An 18,333-nucleotide genomic window follows, 5' to 3' on the forward strand; every position below is an offset into this window, starting at 1 on the left:
TTCGTATCGGCATATCAATACTCCTTATTCGCACCGGTCCCGCGGACTTGGCCGGAATGGAACTTCTCCCGGAACGCATCATCGACGGCTACGCGTTCGGTTTGCTGTGCCATGTAATTGCTCTGCAGGGTGATTTGCGTTGCCAACAGATCGCGCAATTTTTGGAGTTGCTGAACATTTTGCGCAACAATCTCGTTGCCCACCTGAGCTACCTGCTTGGGACTGATGGACTCGAACGACCGCTGCACCAATTGATCCAGTATTACATCATCATTGGATATGGTTCTGACGTTGGTGTCTGCGGCCTGCATCGCTGTGCGCGCATTGTCCAAACCCTGATTTGACCAGTTTTTATAGTGACTTGGCATTGCCGACGAGGCGACAACCCGCGATTGCAGATATTTTTCGTAGCCGATGAACTGCTGCTGAAACTGTTGAATATCGTTCCGACCAATGGAATTCGTGCCGTTATAGGAGCTTAATACATTTGTTATCAGTCCTTGGATGCTGCTGAATAGGGGAGATTTTATGCCCTGCCGCATGATCCTGACTTGTTCATCGGTATTTTTTATCAGCTGTCCAAGATTGAGCAGCATTTCGGTATCTTTGCCAGCTTGGCGGAGAGCTTCTTTTATCTGTTCCCAGTACGACGTCGATTGTTGAACACTCGTCGAACAGTTTACGCAGGTGGTTATTGGACTGGTTGCCTGCGCTGGCATTGTCAACAGGCTGATGGAGCCGAGCATCAGCGACATGGCGATGATCGCAAAAAACGTTCCGTTACGCAGTGGTTTTTGAGAAAAAGCGCTCATAATTGACTCCTTTGTGGTTAAGCCATGCAAGCGGCCAATCGGCCCCGTGTTCTGCAATCAAGTTGCGTATTTCTGCCAGTTCCTCCTTGTCTGATACAGCGACAAACGACAATGCGAGCGGGCCCAGGCCCAATTCGAAAACACGGCGGCCGAGGGGGGATTTATAGTAATATTGTCGCTTGTACTGGCCATTTTTTAGAATGGCGATTTCGCGTTCGTTCAGACCGAACATCGTGTAGAGATCGGCCGGTCCCGGCGTCTCCTTGGTGCCGTACAAATCGGCCTCCTTATTGGGTAGCAGGATTTTCGTCGGGCACTGTTCGAGCAGCACGTCGAGCAGCCCGGAGTTGACCGCATCGGAAAGCGACTGCGTTGCCAACAGCACGGCGCAGTTTTTCTTGCGCAACTCCTTGAGCCATTCACGCAATTTCTCGCGAAACACCGGGTGGCCCAGCATCACCCAGGCCTCATCGAGCGAGAGGATGGACGGCTGACCGGCCAGCGAGCGCTCAAACCGGCGGAACAGATACAGCAGCACCGGGATTGCGTTCGCGTTTCCCATCTTCATGAGTTCGTCAATCTCAAAAACGGTCCAGCCGGACAGGTTCAGGGCGTTTTCCTTGCCGTCGAGCAGGTGTCCCATGGACCCGGTGATGGTGTAGTGGTTGAGTGTGGCGCGCACTTCCTCATCCTGTACCGTCGTGACGTAATCCGTCATCGAACGGAACGCGCGTGGGGCCTCGCGCAGCAGGTTCATCGCCCGGTGAATTTCGACTTTCTGGTTCGGGTTGGGTTGCCTGCCCGCCTGCAATTCGAAGCAGGTGGCAATCCATTCCTCGGCCCACAGGGCTTCGGAATCGCTGTCGATGTTCGCCAACGGCGTCAGCGCCATGGTGTCCGCTTCATCGTTGCCAATATCGTAGTGCGTGCCACCCGTGGCCTTGCAGAGCGCATAGAGCGAGCGGCCCTTGTCGAATGCCACGATGTTTGCGGGCATGTGTTTGCCGTCGTGGCGCGCGCGGCTATGGTAGCGGCGGAACTGCGCGAGCAGTGTTGCCAACAGGGTCGATTTACCAGCGCCAGTCGGGCCGAAAACAAGCGTGTGCCCCACGTCCCCCACATGCAGGTTCAGGCGAAACGGCGTCGCGCCCGTCGTCACCGTGTGCATGAGCGGTGGCGATCTGGCCGGGTACAGGTTGCAGGGATTTTCCCGCAGGCCTGGCCACACGCCGGCCAACGGCAGCAGATCAGCGAGGTTAAGGGTATGCACCAAGGGGCGGCGGATGTTCGGGTACGTCTGTCCCGGCAGGGAACCCAGCCATGCTTCGAGCGCGTTGACTGTTTCGATGCGGGCCGCGAAGCCCTTGTGCTCGATCTCGCGCCGCACATAGTGCGCGTGCTCTTCAAGAAACCGGCGATCCTCGTGCATGAGAACCACGACCGGCGTGTAGTAACCGTAGGCCACAAGCCCGGAATGGGTATCGTTGATCGCCGTTTCCGATTGTTTGACCATTTCGATGGCATCGGTGTTGACCATGCCCTTCTGCGATTTCATGACCTGCGACAAGAAACCGCGAATCTTCTGCTGCCACTTGAGCCGATATCGGTTGAGCGCAGCCACGGCTTCCTGCTGTTCCAGGAAGATGAACCGCGAGGACCAGCGATAGGACAACGGCAGGCCGTCAAGCATGTCGAGAATACCGGGGAAGGAACTGCCAGGGAAACCATTGATCGCGACGCAGGCAATGAATTTGTCACCCAGTTTCGGCGTGTCGCCCGGCCATAGTTCCGGGTAGCCCAGCCATGCATCCAGATACATCGGGCAGTCTGGAATGCGCAGGGCGAGGGTTTCGCCGGTCAGCGAGAAATGCAGGTAGTTGATCAACTCATCACTTTCATAGGCGTCGTTACCCGTGCCAATGGTGACCGTGCCCACGCGGCGCATGTTCAGCAGATCGCCAAGGTCATTTTCCAAATCAACCAGGCGTTTTTTGAAGCTGACCAACAGACGGTCGGCGGGCGAGGTATCATCGCGGCCATCATCGTCATAGACCAACTCGTCCAGCTTGGAGTCCCTGCGTGTTGGTGGGAGAAATTGCAGGATGAGTGCATATTCCGTCTCGAAATGCGTGTCCTGCTTTTCGAACATTTCACGGCGCTCGGCATCGATCAGCGCCGTGATGGGTTCAGGGAAGTGCGACAGTTGCGGAGCCGGATAGCCGGGCGACGGCAGGCGGACCGCATCAACCCACATGGCCCAGCCGGACCCGAAGCGGGCCAGATAGTTGTTTAGCAACGCAGTCAGATAGTTCCGCTCCGAATTCGTCGCCGACGCCGCATCGTCACCCCGAAAAAAGAACCCGGCCAGCAGCGATCCGTCCTTGCCCAATACGATGCCCTCATCGACGAGGGCCGCATAGTTGAGCAGATCTGGCAGACCGGCAGCCTTGCTGCGAAATGGTGCTAACGCAAGCATATCCTCTCCTTATTGATTCGGCAATGTTGAACAGTTTCAAACAGATGGAGTTTGTTTGGCAGGAACAGAATCGATTCAAGAACATTCTCGGTGGTGTTGTTGCATAAAATGGATTGAATACCCGATCAATGATTCAGTGGATGCGTGGCGACTTGGCCATGCGGAAGGGCCGCGAAAATGGACCGTAGTAGTGCTTGTATTTGAGCTGGCGAATGTAGACTTTGGACATTTCAGGGTCCGCTTTGGCCATTTTTCGCAGCCCTTGGACGCAAACGAACCAGATTATCAGACCAATGATCGTGGCCACGAAGTTCATGGCCGAGACGATCAGGCCGACTGCAATCAGCATGGAGAACAGCATGAGCTCACGCTCACCTCCCATGATTTGCTGCGGACGATGCAAGGCCCGATGAAATGGCGTCAGGCGACGCGGTTGCATTCCTTCCATCAGTGGCTCCCCGCCCCCTCGACGGAGGCTGCTGCCGCGCCCCCGGCCTTGGCCTGCGCACAGGCCGTCAGATCGGCCATCGAAATGTGCGCTGATGCCGGGACGGCAGCACCAGAAGAGAACATGGTGCTCAGCATGGCGTTGGAGAACACGATCAAGCACACGACGAGTACGACGTAGACGATGCGGCGAACGAAATCGGAGATTTCACCGCCCCAAATCAACGACGCGCCGCACGCGATGATGCCCAGCAGTGCGATGGCGAAAGCGACCGGGCCGCTGATGGATTGGCGAAGTTTGGCCAATGGCTCTTCCCACGGCAGACCTTGGCCGCCACTACTTTCGGTCGCAGTGGCCGCGTGGACCGGGTCGATGGTACCCAGGAGAAGGAGCAAGGCAAGCACCGCGAGCCAGAAGTAGGGGGTGGCCAAGAAGGAGGGCGAAGCCGGTGAGCAGGCCGAAGTCGTAGCAGTAGTCATATTGAACTCCTCAGATTGGTTTGGTGATGTAGTGGACGCCGTCGTGCCCTTCGACCGTGACGACTTCCTTGATTCGCCTTCCCACATGGGCGATTTTTTCAATGGAGATGATCAAATCGATCGCTTCTGCGATAAGGGTGTGCATCGGCGCCTGTGTGGCTTCTGCCACAAGCTGTTCCATGCGGATAAGGCCCGCAGGCGCTGAATTTGCGTGGACCGTGGCCGCCCCGCCGGGGTGCCCCGTATTCCAGGCCTTGAGCAAGGCCAGTGCAGCGCCATCGCGCACTTCGCCGACCAGGATGCGGTCGGGGCGCAGGCGCATGGTGGCCTTGAGCAACCGGGTCATATCTACGTGATCGACGGCACGCATCAGCACCGCATTTTCTGCCGAGCATTGGAGTTCGCCCGTGTCCTCAATGATGGCAATGCGGTCCTGCGGCGAGCACTCGGCCATATAACTGATAATGGCATTCGTGAGCGTTGTTTTTCCGGTTCCAGTCCCGCCGACCACGAGGACGTTGCGCCGATTGCGCACCGCGGCCTTGATGGCGGCGCACTGCTGCTGCGTCATGATCCCGTTTTCCACGTAGTCATCCAGTGTGAAGACGCGGATAGCCTTCTTGCGGATGGTGAAGGTCGGGCCGGACACGACCGGTGGAATCAGCGCCTCGAAGCGGGAGCCGTCGAGCGGCAATTCGCACTCCAGAATCGGATTGTGGGCCGTGATTTGCGTGCGCAGCGTAGACGCCACAGTGCCCATGAGGGACTCCGCCTGCGATGCAGGCATGATCCCTATCTGCTGCATGGGGGCGCCCAACCGCTCAACCCACAGTCGACCGTTTGGGTTGAGCATGATTTCGATGACAGTCGGCTCTTCCAACAGTTCGCAAATGACCGATCCCAGCTCGCGCTTGAGTTTCTCGGCGATGCGCTGCTCGTACTCGGCCCGGCTCAGGGAAACGCTGGAAGCCTGCTGTGCTGAATGTCCTATATCCATACCCTCATTCCTGTGCGGCGAGATAATAGATTGGTAGGAACTATAAATCCAAACTTCCGCGCATTTTCTAGGGAATTACCCTTGTAACATCCAAATTCTCTTGGGTATAAGTACCATGCGATGCGTCAGATAAAAGTGATCTTATCTGCCTGGAATTATTTATGACACATTGCCAATATGTCTGCACGCCTGCGGGCAGCGAAACTTGGCATTGTTGCACAAATTGAAAGTCCCTATGGCGCGTAGCAGTAAAGCAAATATTTGGCTTGAGACCCTGGCAGGAATGACGGCATCCGGATAGGCGAGCGGCTATTCCCAAGGATTCGTGGTGCGCAGTTCCGGGTTCCCGGTGATCGGTGCAGTCGCACAATACCATTCAAATATCCATACATTTGTTGGGCAGTGTGATTGGTAATTTGGGCGGTTTTTTGACCAGGGAAAACCTCAATGGATCAACCAGGACTTGCGCGGTTGGTACCCGATCTGTGGGTGCGACGACTGGACGAAATTTCCTTCGGCGTCGAACTACTGCGAAGGACGAAGGCCCGTGGTGGTGGCCCAACTTCAAGCACATCGTCACCAAGTCCAAGCCCGCGCCCTGACATCTGCTGCCGCGCTACCCGGCCGGGCGTCGCGAAAGTCAGGGGATGCGCCGGGGCCTGCGCCTGTGGCCGCATGTTTTATCGCCGAAGGCGCATGCTGGCATTGCGCCAAGCTCCGCTACCATGCTCCACCTCTTCGCTATCCGACGCTCCCCGCGTCTTGCCCATGACCGAGAACGCTCCCCGCATCGTCCGTGTCGATACGCCCCAGGGTCCCTGCGCGCAGTTGCACGGGCGCTGGGGGGCGGCTGAGTTGGGGAACAGGGCCCGGTGGAAGGCCTTGTCTGCGCAACTGCGCAGCCACCCGATGGCACTGGCGCTGGGTTGGGACCTGCGGCAGCTACAGTGGCTGGACCATGTGGGTGCGCAGCTGCTGTGGAGCCGCTGGCGGCACGCCTGGCCGCAGCGGCTGATCTGCACCGATGAGCAGCGCGCCATGCTGGCGCGCGTGGCGGCGCTCACCACTGCGGCGGCGGCGCCTGAACCGTGGCGCCTGGGCGCGCAGATCGACCACTTGGGGGTGCTGGTGCTGCACGGCGTGGACCACGCACGCCACATCCTGGAACTGCTGGGCCAGTTGCTTATCGACTTGGTGCGCTTGGTGCGTGCGCCGCAGCGCGGGCCGTGGCGCGATATATCGGGCCATCTGTACCGCATGGGCGCCACCGCGCTGCCCATCACGGCGTTGCTGGGTTTTCTGATCGGCGTGGTGTTGGCCTACCTGATGTCGCTGCAACTGCGGCAGTTCGGCGCCGAGTCGTTCATCGTCAACATCCTGGGCATTTCGCTCATGCGCGAACTGGGGCCGATGCTCGCCGCAATCTTGGTCGCGGGGCGCTCGGGGTCTGCCATCACGGCGCAGATCGGCGTGATGCGTGTCACCGAAGAACTCGACGCCATGCGCGTCATGGGCATTGCGCATGGCTTTCGGCTGGTCATGCCGCGCACGCTGGCGTTGGCGCTGGCCATGCCGCTGGTCAGCGTGTGGACCACGCTGGCTGCGTTGGCGGGCGGCATGCTTGCAGCGGACCTGACCATGGACATATCGCCCGCGTACTTCATCCAGGCGCTGCCCGCAGCCACCCAGGTGGGCAATCTGGGGCTGGCCATGGCCAAGTCGGTGGTGTTTGGCGCGTGCATCGCGCTCATCGGCTGCCATTGGGGCCTGCGCGTAAAACCCAATACCCAGAGCCTGGGCGAGGGAACGACCGCCTCGGTGGTCAGCTCGATCACCATGGTCATCATCGTGGACGCAGTGTTCGCCGTGGCTTTCAGGAACATCGGCATTTGATGAAAGGCGTGGGTGTGTTTGGCGACATCACGCCCACAGAGCAGCAGGGTCAGGCCATTCCGTTATACACAAGTCCGTTTTCAACCGATGTCGCTGGCAATGAAGTTCCGTAAGTGCCTGGTTTGTATAGGTTCAACATGAACCAATCACACGGTGACCAATATCTGCAAGTTGTTGACTTTTATGGATTTCACAATTTGTGTATAACGAAATGAATTAGGCAGAGGTCTAGAATTTACATCTTGCTATTGTGTCGCCGGAAGGCCTGTAGCGCAAGCAGCAGGGCAAAAGCGGCAAAGGCGACCAAGTAGCCAAGTTGCGCATTTTTTGTGGATGGATCATTGTCGAGGTAGCCTGCCCGTGCGTGGACGACAGCCCAATTGACGGAATTGAACTGTGTCAGTCGAGCCATGATCGTGTTCACGGGAGATGTTCCAGTGAGTATTTCCGAAATGAAGAGCATCGGCAGCGCAATGAAGTTCATGATGCCTAGTACTGGTTCTGGTCGTCCTGCCAGGACGGCCAATCCGATGGAGAGCGAAGAAAAGGCAAAGCCGACCAAGGTTGCCGACAGGAGCGTCCGGACGAAACCCTGAGCCAAGTCCTTCGGGCCGACACCAAATAGGCTTGCTGCAACTACTACAATTGCGGATTGAATCAGAACCAGCACCGTCGCGTGGAGAACGTAAGCGAGCACGATGCTCCCGCGCGCGACAGGCGCCACCATTTGTCGGGCCAACATTCCGCTTTCGGAGTCCTGCAGGATGTACATGCCAGCATACGCTGATGAGAAGTATGCTGCCATAATCGTGAGCCCAGGCACCAGCACCTGCTGGTATGAGATCGATTCCTGAGCTTGAATCATGATGGGCGCAAAGAGGTTGCCAAACAGCAGCAGCCAGAAAACAGGCTGCACTAGCGCGATCAGTGCGAATACGGGCATGCGGATCGTTGCGGTCAGCAGGCGCGAACTTAGTGCCAGAGTCGAATGCATCATGGGAGGAACTCCTATGCGGATGGGTCGAATGCTTTCGTGGTCACGCGCGTGTATACGTCGCCAAGCGAAGCCTGCGCAACCTGAAGGCTGAGGATCTCAATATTTGTTGATTTCATTAGTTGGGAAAGTTGTTGAGAAAATTCATGGTCAGCATCACCGGTAATGTGTAGCTTGACCCCGATCTGGAACACGCGTGTAACCCTCGGTATTTTCTGGATAATTTCCATAGCGGCGTCGCCATCACTGCGCCGAGCAAGTTCCACCGTGTACATCTTGCCTTCAATGCATCGCTTTAACTCGGCTGGAGAGCCTTCTGCCATTACCCGACCTGCATCAATGATTGCAACCTTGCTGGCATACTGATCGATTTCGTCCAGATAATGGGTGGAAAAAACCAAGGTCATCTTATCTCGATCCACCGCTTTGGTCAGCATATCCCACAGTTCCAGCCGTGCATCGGGATCAAGGCCGACCGTTGGTTCATCCAGGAGCAAGAGCGTAGGTTTGTGCACTATGCCCATCGCAATTTCCAGCCTGCGACGCATGCCTCCCGAAAGTTGGGACGCCATGCACGAGGCCGAATTCATCAGTCCAAAATCGCTCATCAGTTGATCGATGCGTACCATGCGTTCGCCGCGTCTGATTCTATACACCCGAGCTTGGAACAGCAGGTTGTCTCGAACGCTAGCGTATGGATCCGAGCATTTCGTCTGCGGTACATAACCGATCTTTTGCCTTATTTGCGATGATTCAGTTGAGGTGTCGAAGCCAAGTACTTTTGCCGTGCCGGCCGTCGCTTGGGTCAGGGTTGCCAGTGTGCGCATGGTCGTCGATTTGCCGGCACCGTTTGGTCCCAACAAGGCGAAGATTGAACCTTTTTCGATGCTGAGATTAATTCCACGCAAAGCATGGATTCCACCAGAGTAGGTTTTCTCTAGTTGATCGATTTCTACAGCAACGGTACCGCCAGTTTCAGTTGGATGAGTGGCCATGGGCATTGATACGTATCATGTGGTTTTATTTGAATGTCGCATTATGGCTACTCTGGCTACTCAACCGCTCCGTTCTCGGGATCTATGCAACAATGCCCAGCGGCTCGTTCATGCGCAGGTGGGCCTCGTCGGCATTCATGTGAACGCATTAAGGGGCCGTGCAGCTTGGAAAACGGAAGCACCTCGGCTCCGGTACTCTGCGCAAATTCGGCGTCATGGGTCGAGATCAGGATCAGTGCTTTTTCCCTCATCTGGCGAATGCGCGCTATCAAAACATCACGCGTAGCGAGATCAAGACCATTACTTGGTTCGTCCATCAGCATTACGGAAGGCTGGCCAATCCAAGCCGATGCGAGCATGGTTTTCTTCTGCGTGCCCAGCGACATCTGGCCAAAGCGGGTGTCCAGATGGGCCCCTAGCGCAAAGCTTTCCACCAGTGCCTCGACATCAGGGAAAATCGAGGTGCTCTTGGCATGTGCCACGAACTGCAGTAGCTCGCACCCTGTCATGAACGGGTAGATCGGGCACTTGTCCGGGACGTATGATAATCGGGCCTTTGCCTCCAGTGGTGCACTGTGTAGTGAATGGCCAGCGACCTCAATCTCGCCGGCATCTGGTTCCAGAATGCCGGCAAGAATGGATAGAAGCGTCGACTTGCCGATCCCATTCGGTCCATGCAGCGCGTACAGACCAGTGCCAAAAGCATAGCTCACCCTATCGAACACCTTTTGGTAACCGAAGGTCTTTGAGAGATTGTGAAAGCGGAGAGTCATTGGATTCATGATTAGAGAATGCTTGCCACCCCGAAGGTCCAAAGGGTAGCGATCAGTGAGGAATTCATGACGGCGTTGCGGTTGGAGAGCAACTGTGGCAGGTGCAACAGCAAGACCAGCAAGGCAAAGCTTGCCACAAAACCGACTATCCGTAGTGCAGACAGTCCGGCGTGATCCCACAGAGTGCATGCCATAGCTAACACAAAGGGCAAGCCGAAACTTAGGACGGCGAGCGTGTCACCCAGTAGCGCCCAACGACGTGGCATGGGCAGCGCCGCAGTGAAAGGGAGGGCATCGTCGTGCGCCATTTTCAGGTGACGGAACAGTCCGCTAGCGCTCAGTGCAACAAGCCCAGCGGCGATCAGCGCCATTGGCAGGCTTCGACCGTCGTAGCGCCAGATGGACATCAAGCCTTCGGCCGTGACGAGAATCAGCAAGCAGTTAAAGAGCTTGCCCAACATGGAGGAGCGATGCTGCCGGTACAGAATCCCTAGCGACAAACGGGTCAACGGTGGCAGCCTGGAGAAGAGGTGCCGAGTCAGCAACAGCCAGATCTCTTGCACAGGCCTCGGTAGCGCGACAGCCCGCAGCAAAAGCGCTGGCAACGGACTCACCAGAGCCCACAGTCCAGCGATCGCAGCCATCGCCAGCATGCCACTCCGCATGGGGTCGTCCAGACTCAAGGCGTATGCAACCCATCCATCGACAAACACCATGCTGATGAGCGCCCGGGTACTTCCCCCCAGCACCGCGAGCTGGCAGGCCAATTGCGTGGACAACAGAAAGACAATCAACAAGCCACCCGTCAGGGCATCCCAAGAGAGTTCCTGGTGACTTCCCAGAATGAAAGCGGCCGCGACGAATGGCAGGAATAGGGGAGTGTCTGACACCAGCAGCACCAGCAGGTCAATCGTCCGCCAGTGCTGCGGCGACAGTGGCAGGGATTGCGCAAAGTCGCGAAATCGGCCGCCGCGCAGCTGATCGAACTGCATTAGCACCCACAGGAACCAGCAGCCTTGCCATAGTCCAATCACGCCCAAGCGCCAGACCATCCCGTGCTGATCATTCAGCAGCACAAGCACCCAGTGCGACGACTCCACCAGCAGCGAGCCGCCGAGCACTCCAACGAGGAGCAGGACCGCCTGCCATCGACGCAGCAGCAGTTGCGCGGTCGCCTCTCCGTACCAACGCAGGCGCAGGGCCAGGATCTGGTAGATCATTGACCACCCTCGGCCCATTTTGCTTGATCCCGCAGGACGGTGACGGCGGGAAATTGCCGAACGGGCAGTGGCGAGCCGGTCTCAGGTAGCATGTTGAACCTGTAGGAAGTTGAGGCGCTTTCTGATGGCTTGCCGGATGTTCCAGAAATAGACGCAGCCGATGGCGAACTCGAAGACCGAGCCGATAATCCAGATCCGCGGCAGCCATGCGGGATCGCCCGCGTTGTGGTGCGTGGCCAGGTAGATCAAGGGCAGGCTGAGGCCCCACATCAGGCCGATGCGTGTGACCAGGATGAATCGCGTCATTCCGAATCCCTCGAGCACCGCCGCTCCCGTCATGGAGAAGACGAAGGACGCGAAATAGGTCCACAGCACGCGGGTGGTATCGACGGCGCTGCTCAGGATCTGCGAATCGCTCGAGAGGCCGAAGGGCTGCAGCAGGATCGTGGGCGCGAGCACTTGCGCCAAGCTCACGATGAGCACATACGCCCCTTCGATGAACAGCGTCACCTTGAGGATGGGCGGGATCTGGTCGTAGTCGTTGCGGCCGATGGCGTTGCTGCATAGTACGCTGCAGCCGATGCCCAGCCCGATGATGGGGATGATCGCCAAGTAGTTCAGCGTGAGGTTGACATTGTTTGCCGCTAGCGCGATGGGCCCGAGGACCGCGGCCAGCCAGACGAAGCTGGTGTTGCCGAGTTCGTCCATGCCGGCAGCGATGCCCGAGGCGAAACCGCGGCGCAGCCGGAGCCCAACTTGCGCACGCAGCGCCGCTCTACCCGCATCCGTCCAGTGCCTCAGGCCATCCCGGAGGAAACCGCGCGGCAGTTGCCATACATAGCACACCAGCATCGAAGCGGAACCGACGAGGGTACCCAGCGCGGACCCGCGCATGCCGAGTTCTGGCAGGCCGAAGCGGCCGAACACCAGCCCGTAGATGGCCAGCGCGGCGACGACTTGGCCGAGCAGGCCAACGTACAGCGAGACCTTGGTCTTTCCGATGCCGTTGAAATAGGCAGACATCGACACGTTGAGCACCATCACGGCGCCGAAGAGCGTGGAGAGCTCCAGGAAGCTCGATTCGAGGGCGCGAATGGCCGGCGGGCGGTCGCTCAGCGAGGGAATCATGCCGAGCAGCGGTGAGAGGCTCAGCAGGACCACCCCGAGGCCTGCGGCGATGAGCATGCCCAGCACGCCTTCGGCGCGTGCGGCCGGTTCTCCGGAACGACCGAAAGCCTGGGCAACACACGAGCGGGAGAGATTGGTGGTCGTCGTAAGGAAGGTGATGACGGTCATCGCGGTGAAGACCGCGGGGCCGGATGCCGCCAGGGTATCGCTGGAATACTGCGCGAGGCAGATGCGATCGACCAGCATCATCAGGAGGTTGCCGGCCATTGTTCCCATCAGGGGCAGCGACATGCCCACCACTTCGCGCGCCAAGCCGAGGTCGAGCTTTCGGGGCGACGTCGTCATGCTGCCTCTCGTTCCGTGTTGAAGTGCTCGGCGCTGCGCCGAAGAGCATCCATCAGCTCCGAAGGATCGAACCCTTGCGTTGCCGCCAGGAGGCACAGCAAGCGGTCATATGGTATCTGGCGAAGCCGATACAGAGACCGAAGGTCAAGATCGCCACGAGCGCGTTGCCGACTAGCTGGCCGACGAGCACACCGCTGGCCCCGTATTGCGCAGCGCCGAAGAGAACGAACGGCACAGTACCCACGCTTGCACGCGTCCAATTGGCGACCGCGGAGAACAACGGTTTGCCCATGACGTTAAAGACGGGTAGCGCCACGAACTGAAGTCCGATCAAAGTCCAGTTGATTCCGCCGACTGTGCAGAACAGGACGACCAAGTCATGCCCGGGGGGCTGCAGTTGGAAGGCGGACGCAATGGCCTCGGAAAACGCGTAGAGGAGCGACGAGGAGACCAAGCCGAAGGCCAGAACCAACAGAGCGCCCGACCGGATGGTTGCCACCACGCGGTCGTTCCGTTGCGCCCCCAGGTTCTGCCCCAGGATCGGCGCAATGGCGCTGGGCAACGCGAAGTACGCTCCAAAGGATAGCTGGAGCACGCGATCAGCCACGGTGGCTCCGGCAAGGACGTCGGGACCGAATCCCGCCATCCGGCTGAAGACGTAGGCTGCTGCTGCGCCCGGTGCGATATTGCTCAGTACGGTGGAGAGCGCGAGCAAGAAAGCGCCGCGCAGTTGCTTCAGCACAGCAGCGGCAGGAGCGGCACGAATCAGTTGCAGCATGAGTACGAAGTACATCCCGGTGGCGAGAGCCACCATCCTCGAGACAGCGTACGAACTCGCCGCGCCCGCCAGCCCCATCTCGGCGTACCCGATCAGGATCGGGTCGATGGCAACTGCAGTGCCACTGAGCACTACGATCATTGCCCGATTGTTCTGGCCGTGAGCGAGCAGAATGTATATGCAGATCTGCCCCAGCGCCATGGCGACGAAAGCTGGCGCCAGCATCCGCAGGTACTTGGCCGCAGATACGAGGACGTTGGCCTCGGCACCGAGAAAACGCAAAGCCGGATCCGCAAAAGCCAGTAACAGAAGCGAGACGATCAGTGTGAGTGCGAGCATGCCGATCACGCCGGCATAGGCGACCGTCCGCGCTGCATCGGGCCGCCCGGCGCCCACTTGGCGCGACATGATCGTCATCACCGCGGTCGATAGACCCAGGCACAGCGAGATCACGATGAACTGCCAGACGCTCACAAGTCCCACACCCGCTATCGCATCCGGATCCCCGGCGCGAGCCAGCCAGTACAGAGCGAGTATGTCCACCACGTACAGTGACAAGAGACTGATCGAATTCGTGAGGGTCACGTGCACGAGGTGTCGCGTGACGGACCCTTGTGTGAATTTGGCTTTCATCGACGGCCTCACAAAAAATTCGCGATCATGGCAGAGACATCCTCTTCAATTCGATTCAATCCGCCGCACGCGAACCGGCTCAGCTAGCGCCCGCGCCCCGTGGGCAGGGCGTCGTACGCCGAGCGCCCATGGGCCACTTTCCGCTCGAAACGCTCAGCCGCGGACCATCGAGTGGAAGTTCGTACGTCAGAATGCAGACAGTCTGCATGGAAATCCCCTTCCTCATGTTGCGATTCCAATCTCGCGATAGAAAGACGCCGCAGATTCGAGCTCTACGAGTCTCTGATTGCGAACGGCGATGAACCGATTAGCGACCCGCTCAGTGAACTCCCGGTCGTGCGACACCAGCACGCACGTGGCTTTGTGCTCGATGATTTCCGACTCCAGCTGCTCCTGCCCTTCGATGTCCACGTGATTGGTGGGTTCATCCAACAAATAGAAGTTCGGCTCCGTGAGTCGCAGGACAAGAAGCAACAAGCGCACCCGCTGCCCGGCGCTCAACGTCGCGATTTCCCTGTCGTGGGTGTCGAGCTTGAATCCGGCGCCGACCAGCAGCGAAGTCACGCGATTCAGCGGAAAGCCAAACAAGCTATTTACGTAATTGGCTGCGCTGCACCCGTGAGGAAGCTGTGTGAGCATCTGGTCCAGATAGCCATACGTGACACTGGGTGTGACTGAAATGCCCCCAGCCTTTCCCTCTTCCCGGTCGCAGATTGCTCGATGAATTCGCTCGATGAGCTGGCTCTTGCCAATTCCATTGCGACCGAGCACGGCGATGCGCTCGCCCTGTCGGATCTCCAATTTGGGAATGTGGATGAGCGGGTCACCGCGAGGCGAAGCAATGACGACATTCTCGAAGGTGACCAAGACTTGCGCATGGGTGCCGCGGTTCGCAAGCCGAATGTCTCGGGCTGCCTCACGATGGATGGGGGTCGAGACCTTCTCCAGTTGCTCCACGCGCTTCGAAAGCTGCATCGAACGCTTCAGCGCGGTGTCGCTGTGCTTGTTGTTACCTATCTGTCGGAGGTGGTGAGCGCTCCGCTTCAACCTGTCGATCTGCTGCTGTTCGCGTTCTCGTCGGCTCTCCGCTGCCGCGTCGTCTGCTGTCAGCAGTTGTACGGCCCGGGAATACGAGTGCGGATAGAGCCGAGAGTTTGAGGAGCGCAGGAACAGGGTTTGCTCAGTGACGTTGTCCAAGAACCGCCGGTCATGGCTGACGATGAGCATCGGCGTGTCTCGACCGGCATCGGCGATCCACCGTTCCAGCATTGCCATCTTCTCCAGGTCCAGGAAGTTTGTCGGTTCGTCGAGAACCCAAAGCTGAGGTTCGTCCAGCCAAGCACGCGCCAGGAGTGCGAACCGTTGCCAGCCACCACTCAGCTGCGCCATAGGACGCTCGCGGATGGCCTCAGGAACTTCGAGCTGATCGAGAAGATAGCTGATCTGCCAGCTGCGGCTTTCCATCTCATCCTGCGGAATCGCCGTCGCTACGCATTCCTTGAATCCGCACCCGAGGAGATATTCTGGTGTGTGCTGATCCAGGACCGCGACCTTCAAGCCTCGTTGCATGGTTATTGAACCGCGGGTCACTTCCAGTTCGCCGCGCAGACATTTAACCAGGGTTGACTTGCCGGCCCCATTGATGCCGACGATACCCACCTTTTCTGCGCGATCAATGCGCAGGTTGACTTCTTCGAACAGGGAGGTGGAGTAACCGTATCCGACGTCGCTCACGAGAAGCATGCTCATATTTAGCTCGTTCTCGAACGACGGAACAGTACGTTGGCGGAAAGGGCAAACAGGCTCGCCATTAACCACGCAGCAGGCCACGACCACAATTTCGCAATGATTGGCGTAAAGTACGGCGCGACGAACAACGCAGTGTAGACCGCTGTATTGCACATGCCCAATGCAGTGCCGACGCGACGGATCCCTACCTGTACGGCGAGCTCCGCATTCGCGATACCAGTCCAGGCCGATACGCATATGCCAGACACGATGAGCAACGCGGCAGTGATCACCAGCTTGATCGAACTGTCGACGGGCAACAGATCCATGAAGAACAGGGACAGCGCCAAGATCGCAAAGGACACGGCAACCAGCAGGCTACACCGGATCAGATAGAACGGCCGGTTACCATGCTTGTCAGTCCAGCGTCCGCTCCAGATTCGCGCCACGATTGCGCCCGACTGAATGGCGATCATGACACTGGCGGTCATGAAGATCCCGGCATTGCAGACGTCGTGCAGGAAGATCGATGCGAACGTGATGACGGCGAACTGCGGGACACTGAACAGACCGATTGCGGCGATCAGCCGCCATATCTTCAGGTCGCGCAATGGGCTGGGAGCCACTTCGGCGCGGTGCTCAGTTCCCCCAACGCTGCTTGCCTCCCTCTTGACCCCAGCGTCTTGGCCGGGTTTCTCGGGCGGCTCGTGGAGCCACACCCAGGTGAGGCCGGCCGCTACAATGGCCCCGAACGCCAACACCGCGAACGTCGCATCAAAGCCGTACCGCGACGCGACAATAGGCAGCAGCAACGCCCCTATCCCCCCGCCCAACGGGTAGGCAATTTGCCGAATGCTCATGGCAAAACCCTGTTCGTTATTCTTGAACCATGACATCACCGCACGGCCGCTCGATCCGTTGACGCTCCCGCCAAGCAAACCGACAATGAACAAACCCAGCGCCAACTGCCACGGGCCAGGAACATGGGTGGGCGTCGGCGAACCGAATAGGGCGAACAGGCATAACATCAGAGATGTTGCGCCCAAGCCAATCAGCAGCACGCGCCTATCTCCCCAGCGGTCGGTCAGCAGCCCCCAGGGTATTTCGCTGACTGCAATCCCCAAGCCGAGCAGGCCGAGTGCCAATCCCAGCTGATCGTTCGACAGGTTGTAATTCATCCGCATAAGCACGGATGTGGTGGGCAAACCCTGGAACACCGCAGCGAAACTCGCGTTTGCCAAAACGCCTAAACCCAGGATCTTCCAGCGATGCCGGTCGCCATACTGTGCGGAAGACTGTTCGATTATTGATTTTTGTTCAACCATTTCTGCCACTCCTTGAGGAAAGCCAACGGCTTCTCGATTAAAGACTGTGCGGGTGACTCGGGTTTGAGTCCAATCACAAATAGCGCAGCCAACACCAACACCAACACCAACACCAACACCAACACCAACACCAACACCAACGGCGTTGTTGCATAAATCCCGAACCACAAGCGTGCTGATGTTTGTGCGCACAACGGCGATGCAAGCAGCAAGCGCTGCTGTCAGTCGCGACACGGACCAGGTACATTTCCGACCTTTTGCCAGAGAACATGCGCAGAGACACCAGCCAACGAACCGAGCCCAAGGCGACCTACCGTGTCAAGAACTGGGCGCAGTACAACGCCGGACTGATTGCCAGAGGAGATATCGAGGTGTGGATCGACAAGAACCTTCTGAGGCCCGCACCGGCTGCGGATGTCTGCAGGCGCGGACGTCCGATCATCTACCCGGATGCCGTTATCCAAGGCTTGCTCAGTCTCAAGCAGGTGTTTGATCTGCCGCTGCGTGCGCTGCAAGGATTCGCTCGAAGCCTGCGCCAGCTTGCCTTCCCGGATCTGCCGGTACCCAACTACACAACCTTGAGCCGCCGCGCGCAAAGCCTGCAAGTCGTCTTGCCCGCGCTGCGCCCGAGCGAGCCACTGCACTTGGCCGTTGACAGCACAGGCCTCAAACTCTACGGCGAGGGCGAATGGAAGGTGCGCACACACGGTTGGTCCAAGCGCCGCACCTGGCGCAAGGTCCATCTGGCGATGGACACAAAGACCGGCCAGATTTGCGCGGCGTTGATGACCCACCAAGAGATGGGCGACAGCGAGGCCCTGACCGATTTGCTTGAGCAGATTCCGTCCGAAACGCCGATTGGCATCGTCGGCGGCGATGGCGCCTACGACACCAAAGCGTGCCACGCGCAGATTGCCGCACGCGATGCGACGCCCTCGATTCCCCCGCGCGAAGGCGCCATGCCCTGGCCGCAGGCCACGCCGGGCGCAACTTGGCGCAATGCGGCCATTGACGAGATCGCAAAGAGCAGCCGACGCGAATGGAAAAAAGCCAGCGGCTACCACAAGCGCTCGCTGGTGGAGAACCTGATGTACCGTCTGAAGACGCTGACCAGCCATTTCCTGTGGGCACGCACGATTGGCTCGCAGGCCACCGAGGTTGCCATCCGTGCGGGCGTGCTCAATCGCATGGCCTCTCTGGCTCGCCCGCAGTCCGCACGCCTCACCTGAATTAGTGTTCCTGGGGAGGTACATCTTCGAAGGTCGATTTATGCAACAACGCCACACCAACAGCAACGACAACGCATCGA

15 protein-coding genes are annotated in these 18,333 nt (G+C 58.5%); 2 read left to right on the forward strand and 13 right to left on the reverse strand.

Annotated features, from left to right (window positions below):
• Positions 1-14 precede the first annotated feature (14 nt).
• The 5 genes from trbJ to trbB all read right to left on the reverse strand — a co-directional run bounded on the left by trbJ (position 15) and on the right by trbB (position 5,212).
• Positions 15-812, reverse strand: a complete 798-nt coding sequence (trbJ, locus tag D5041_RS11770; RefSeq protein ID WP_265284803.1) for a P-type conjugative transfer protein TrbJ — start codon at positions 810-812, stop codon at positions 15-17.
• A complete protein-coding gene (locus D5041_RS11775) occupies positions 781-3,288 on the reverse strand; it encodes a VirB4 family type IV secretion/conjugal transfer ATPase (protein WP_265284804.1) in 2,508 nt (835 codons plus the stop codon). Before D5041_RS11775 ends, trbJ begins: the two co-directional genes overlap by 32 nt.
• A gap of 133 nt (positions 3,289-3,421) precedes the next feature.
• Entirely contained in the window at positions 3,422-3,736 is a 315-nt protein-coding gene (trbD, locus tag D5041_RS11780) for a conjugal transfer protein TrbD (RefSeq protein WP_010103411.1), read from the reverse strand.
• The gene (locus D5041_RS11785) at positions 3,736-4,167 is read right to left on the reverse strand and encodes a TrbC/VirB2 family protein (RefSeq protein ID WP_040892578.1); all 432 of its coding nucleotides are present in this window, start codon (positions 4,165-4,167) and stop codon (positions 3,736-3,738) included. Before D5041_RS11785 ends, trbD begins: the two co-directional genes overlap by 1 nt.
• A 58-nt stretch (positions 4,168-4,225) precedes the next feature.
• Entirely contained in the window at positions 4,226-5,212 is a 987-nt protein-coding gene (trbB, locus tag D5041_RS11790; protein ID WP_010103414.1) for a P-type conjugative transfer ATPase TrbB, read from the reverse strand.
• 768 nt (positions 5,213-5,980) lie between these two features.
• On the opposite strand from trbB, the gene D5041_RS11795 reads away from it, so the two are divergent.
• Positions 5,981-7,105 carry an MlaE family ABC transporter permease gene (locus D5041_RS11795; protein WP_265284805.1) on the forward strand — a complete coding sequence of 375 codons (1,125 nt, stop codon included), beginning with the start codon at positions 5,981-5,983 and terminating at the stop codon, positions 7,103-7,105.
• 235 nt (positions 7,106-7,340) lie between these two features.
• Here D5041_RS11795 and D5041_RS11800 read toward each other — a convergent pair whose 3' ends face one another.
• From D5041_RS11800 to D5041_RS11835, 8 genes are all read right to left on the reverse strand, one after another.
• Positions 7,341-8,102 carry an ABC transporter permease gene (locus tag D5041_RS11800; protein ID WP_265284806.1) on the reverse strand — a complete coding sequence of 254 codons (762 nt, stop codon included), beginning with the start codon at positions 8,100-8,102 and terminating at the stop codon, positions 7,341-7,343.
• 11 nt (positions 8,103-8,113) lie between these two features.
• Entirely contained in the window at positions 8,114-9,100 is a 987-nt protein-coding gene (locus tag D5041_RS11805) for an ABC transporter ATP-binding protein (protein WP_265284807.1), read from the reverse strand.
• A 50-nt stretch (positions 9,101-9,150) separates the two neighbouring features.
• Entirely contained in the window at positions 9,151-9,876 is a 726-nt protein-coding gene (locus D5041_RS11810) for an ABC transporter ATP-binding protein (RefSeq protein ID WP_265284808.1), read from the reverse strand.
• Between the two features lie 2 nt (positions 9,877-9,878).
• Positions 9,879-11,087 (reverse strand): hypothetical protein, encoded by a 1,209-nt coding sequence (locus D5041_RS11815; RefSeq protein WP_265284809.1) that lies wholly within the window; start codon positions 11,085-11,087, stop codon positions 9,879-9,881.
• An 81-nt stretch (positions 11,088-11,168) separates the two neighbouring features.
• Positions 11,169-12,560 carry an MATE family efflux transporter gene (locus tag D5041_RS11820; protein WP_265284810.1) on the reverse strand — a complete coding sequence of 464 codons (1,392 nt, stop codon included), beginning with the start codon at positions 12,558-12,560 and terminating at the stop codon, positions 11,169-11,171.
• Positions 12,561-12,612: 52 nt separating this feature from the next.
• A complete protein-coding gene (locus tag D5041_RS11825; protein WP_265284811.1) occupies positions 12,613-13,971 on the reverse strand; it encodes an MATE family efflux transporter in 1,359 nt (452 codons plus the stop codon).
• Positions 13,972-14,193: 222 nt separating this feature from the next.
• The gene (locus tag D5041_RS11830) at positions 14,194-15,720 is read right to left on the reverse strand and encodes an ATP-binding cassette domain-containing protein (RefSeq protein WP_265284812.1); all 1,527 of its coding nucleotides are present in this window, start codon (positions 15,718-15,720) and stop codon (positions 14,194-14,196) included.
• A 2-nt stretch (positions 15,721-15,722) separates the two neighbouring features.
• Positions 15,723-16,916, reverse strand: a complete 1,194-nt coding sequence (locus tag D5041_RS11835) for an MFS transporter (protein ID WP_265285086.1) — start codon at positions 16,914-16,916, stop codon at positions 15,723-15,725.
• 377 nt (positions 16,917-17,293) lie between these two features.
• On the opposite strand from D5041_RS11835, the gene D5041_RS11840 reads away from it, so the two are divergent.
• The gene (locus D5041_RS11840; protein ID WP_265284258.1) at positions 17,294-18,253 is read left to right on the forward strand and encodes an IS5 family transposase; all 960 of its coding nucleotides are present in this window, start codon (positions 17,294-17,296) and stop codon (positions 18,251-18,253) included.
• The last annotated feature ends 80 nt before the right edge of the window (positions 18,254-18,333 follow it).

It is taken from the genome of Verminephrobacter aporrectodeae subsp. tuberculatae, assembly GCF_026127385.1.
In the GTDB taxonomy this organism is placed as follows: Bacteria; Pseudomonadota; Gammaproteobacteria; order Burkholderiales; family Burkholderiaceae_C; genus Acidovorax; species Acidovorax aporrectodeae.

What these genes read in the sequence shown, in the direction of transcription:
- trbJ (WP_265284803.1), bottom strand. Translation starts at nt 812, where the DNA reads ATGAGCGCTTTTTCTCAAAAACCACTGCGTAACGGAACGTTTTTTGCG.
- trbD (WP_010103411.1), bottom strand. Translation starts at nt 3,736, where the DNA reads ATGGAAGGAATGCAACCGCGTCGCCTGACGCCATTTCATCGGGCCTTG.
- D5041_RS11810 (WP_265284808.1), bottom strand. Translation starts at nt 9,876, where the DNA reads ATGAATCCAATGACTCTCCGCTTTCACAATCTCTCAAAGACCTTCGGT.
- D5041_RS11805 (WP_265284807.1), bottom strand. Translation starts at nt 9,100, where the DNA reads ATGCCCATGGCCACTCATCCAACTGAAACTGGCGGTACCGTTGCTGTA.
- D5041_RS11775 (WP_265284804.1), bottom strand. Translation starts at nt 3,288, where the DNA reads ATGCTTGCGTTAGCACCATTTCGCAGCAAGGCTGCCGGTCTGCCAGAT.
- D5041_RS11800 (WP_265284806.1), bottom strand. Translation starts at nt 8,102, where the DNA reads ATGATGCATTCGACTCTGGCACTAAGTTCGCGCCTGCTGACCGCAACG.
- D5041_RS11840 (WP_265284258.1), top strand. Translation starts at nt 17,294, where the DNA reads ATGCGCAGAGACACCAGCCAACGAACCGAGCCCAAGGCGACCTACCGT.
- D5041_RS11815 (WP_265284809.1), bottom strand. Translation starts at nt 11,087, where the DNA reads ATGATCTACCAGATCCTGGCCCTGCGCCTGCGTTGGTACGGAGAGGCG.
- D5041_RS11795 (WP_265284805.1), top strand. Translation starts at nt 5,981, where the DNA reads ATGACCGAGAACGCTCCCCGCATCGTCCGTGTCGATACGCCCCAGGGT.
- D5041_RS11820 (WP_265284810.1), bottom strand. Translation starts at nt 12,560, where the DNA reads ATGACGACGTCGCCCCGAAAGCTCGACCTCGGCTTGGCGCGCGAAGTG.
- D5041_RS11825 (WP_265284811.1), bottom strand. Translation starts at nt 13,971, where the DNA reads ATGAAAGCCAAATTCACACAAGGGTCCGTCACGCGACACCTCGTGCAC.
- trbB (WP_010103414.1), bottom strand. Translation starts at nt 5,212, where the DNA reads ATGGATATAGGACATTCAGCACAGCAGGCTTCCAGCGTTTCCCTGAGC.
- D5041_RS11830 (WP_265284812.1), bottom strand. Translation starts at nt 15,720, where the DNA reads ATGAGCATGCTTCTCGTGAGCGACGTCGGATACGGTTACTCCACCTCC.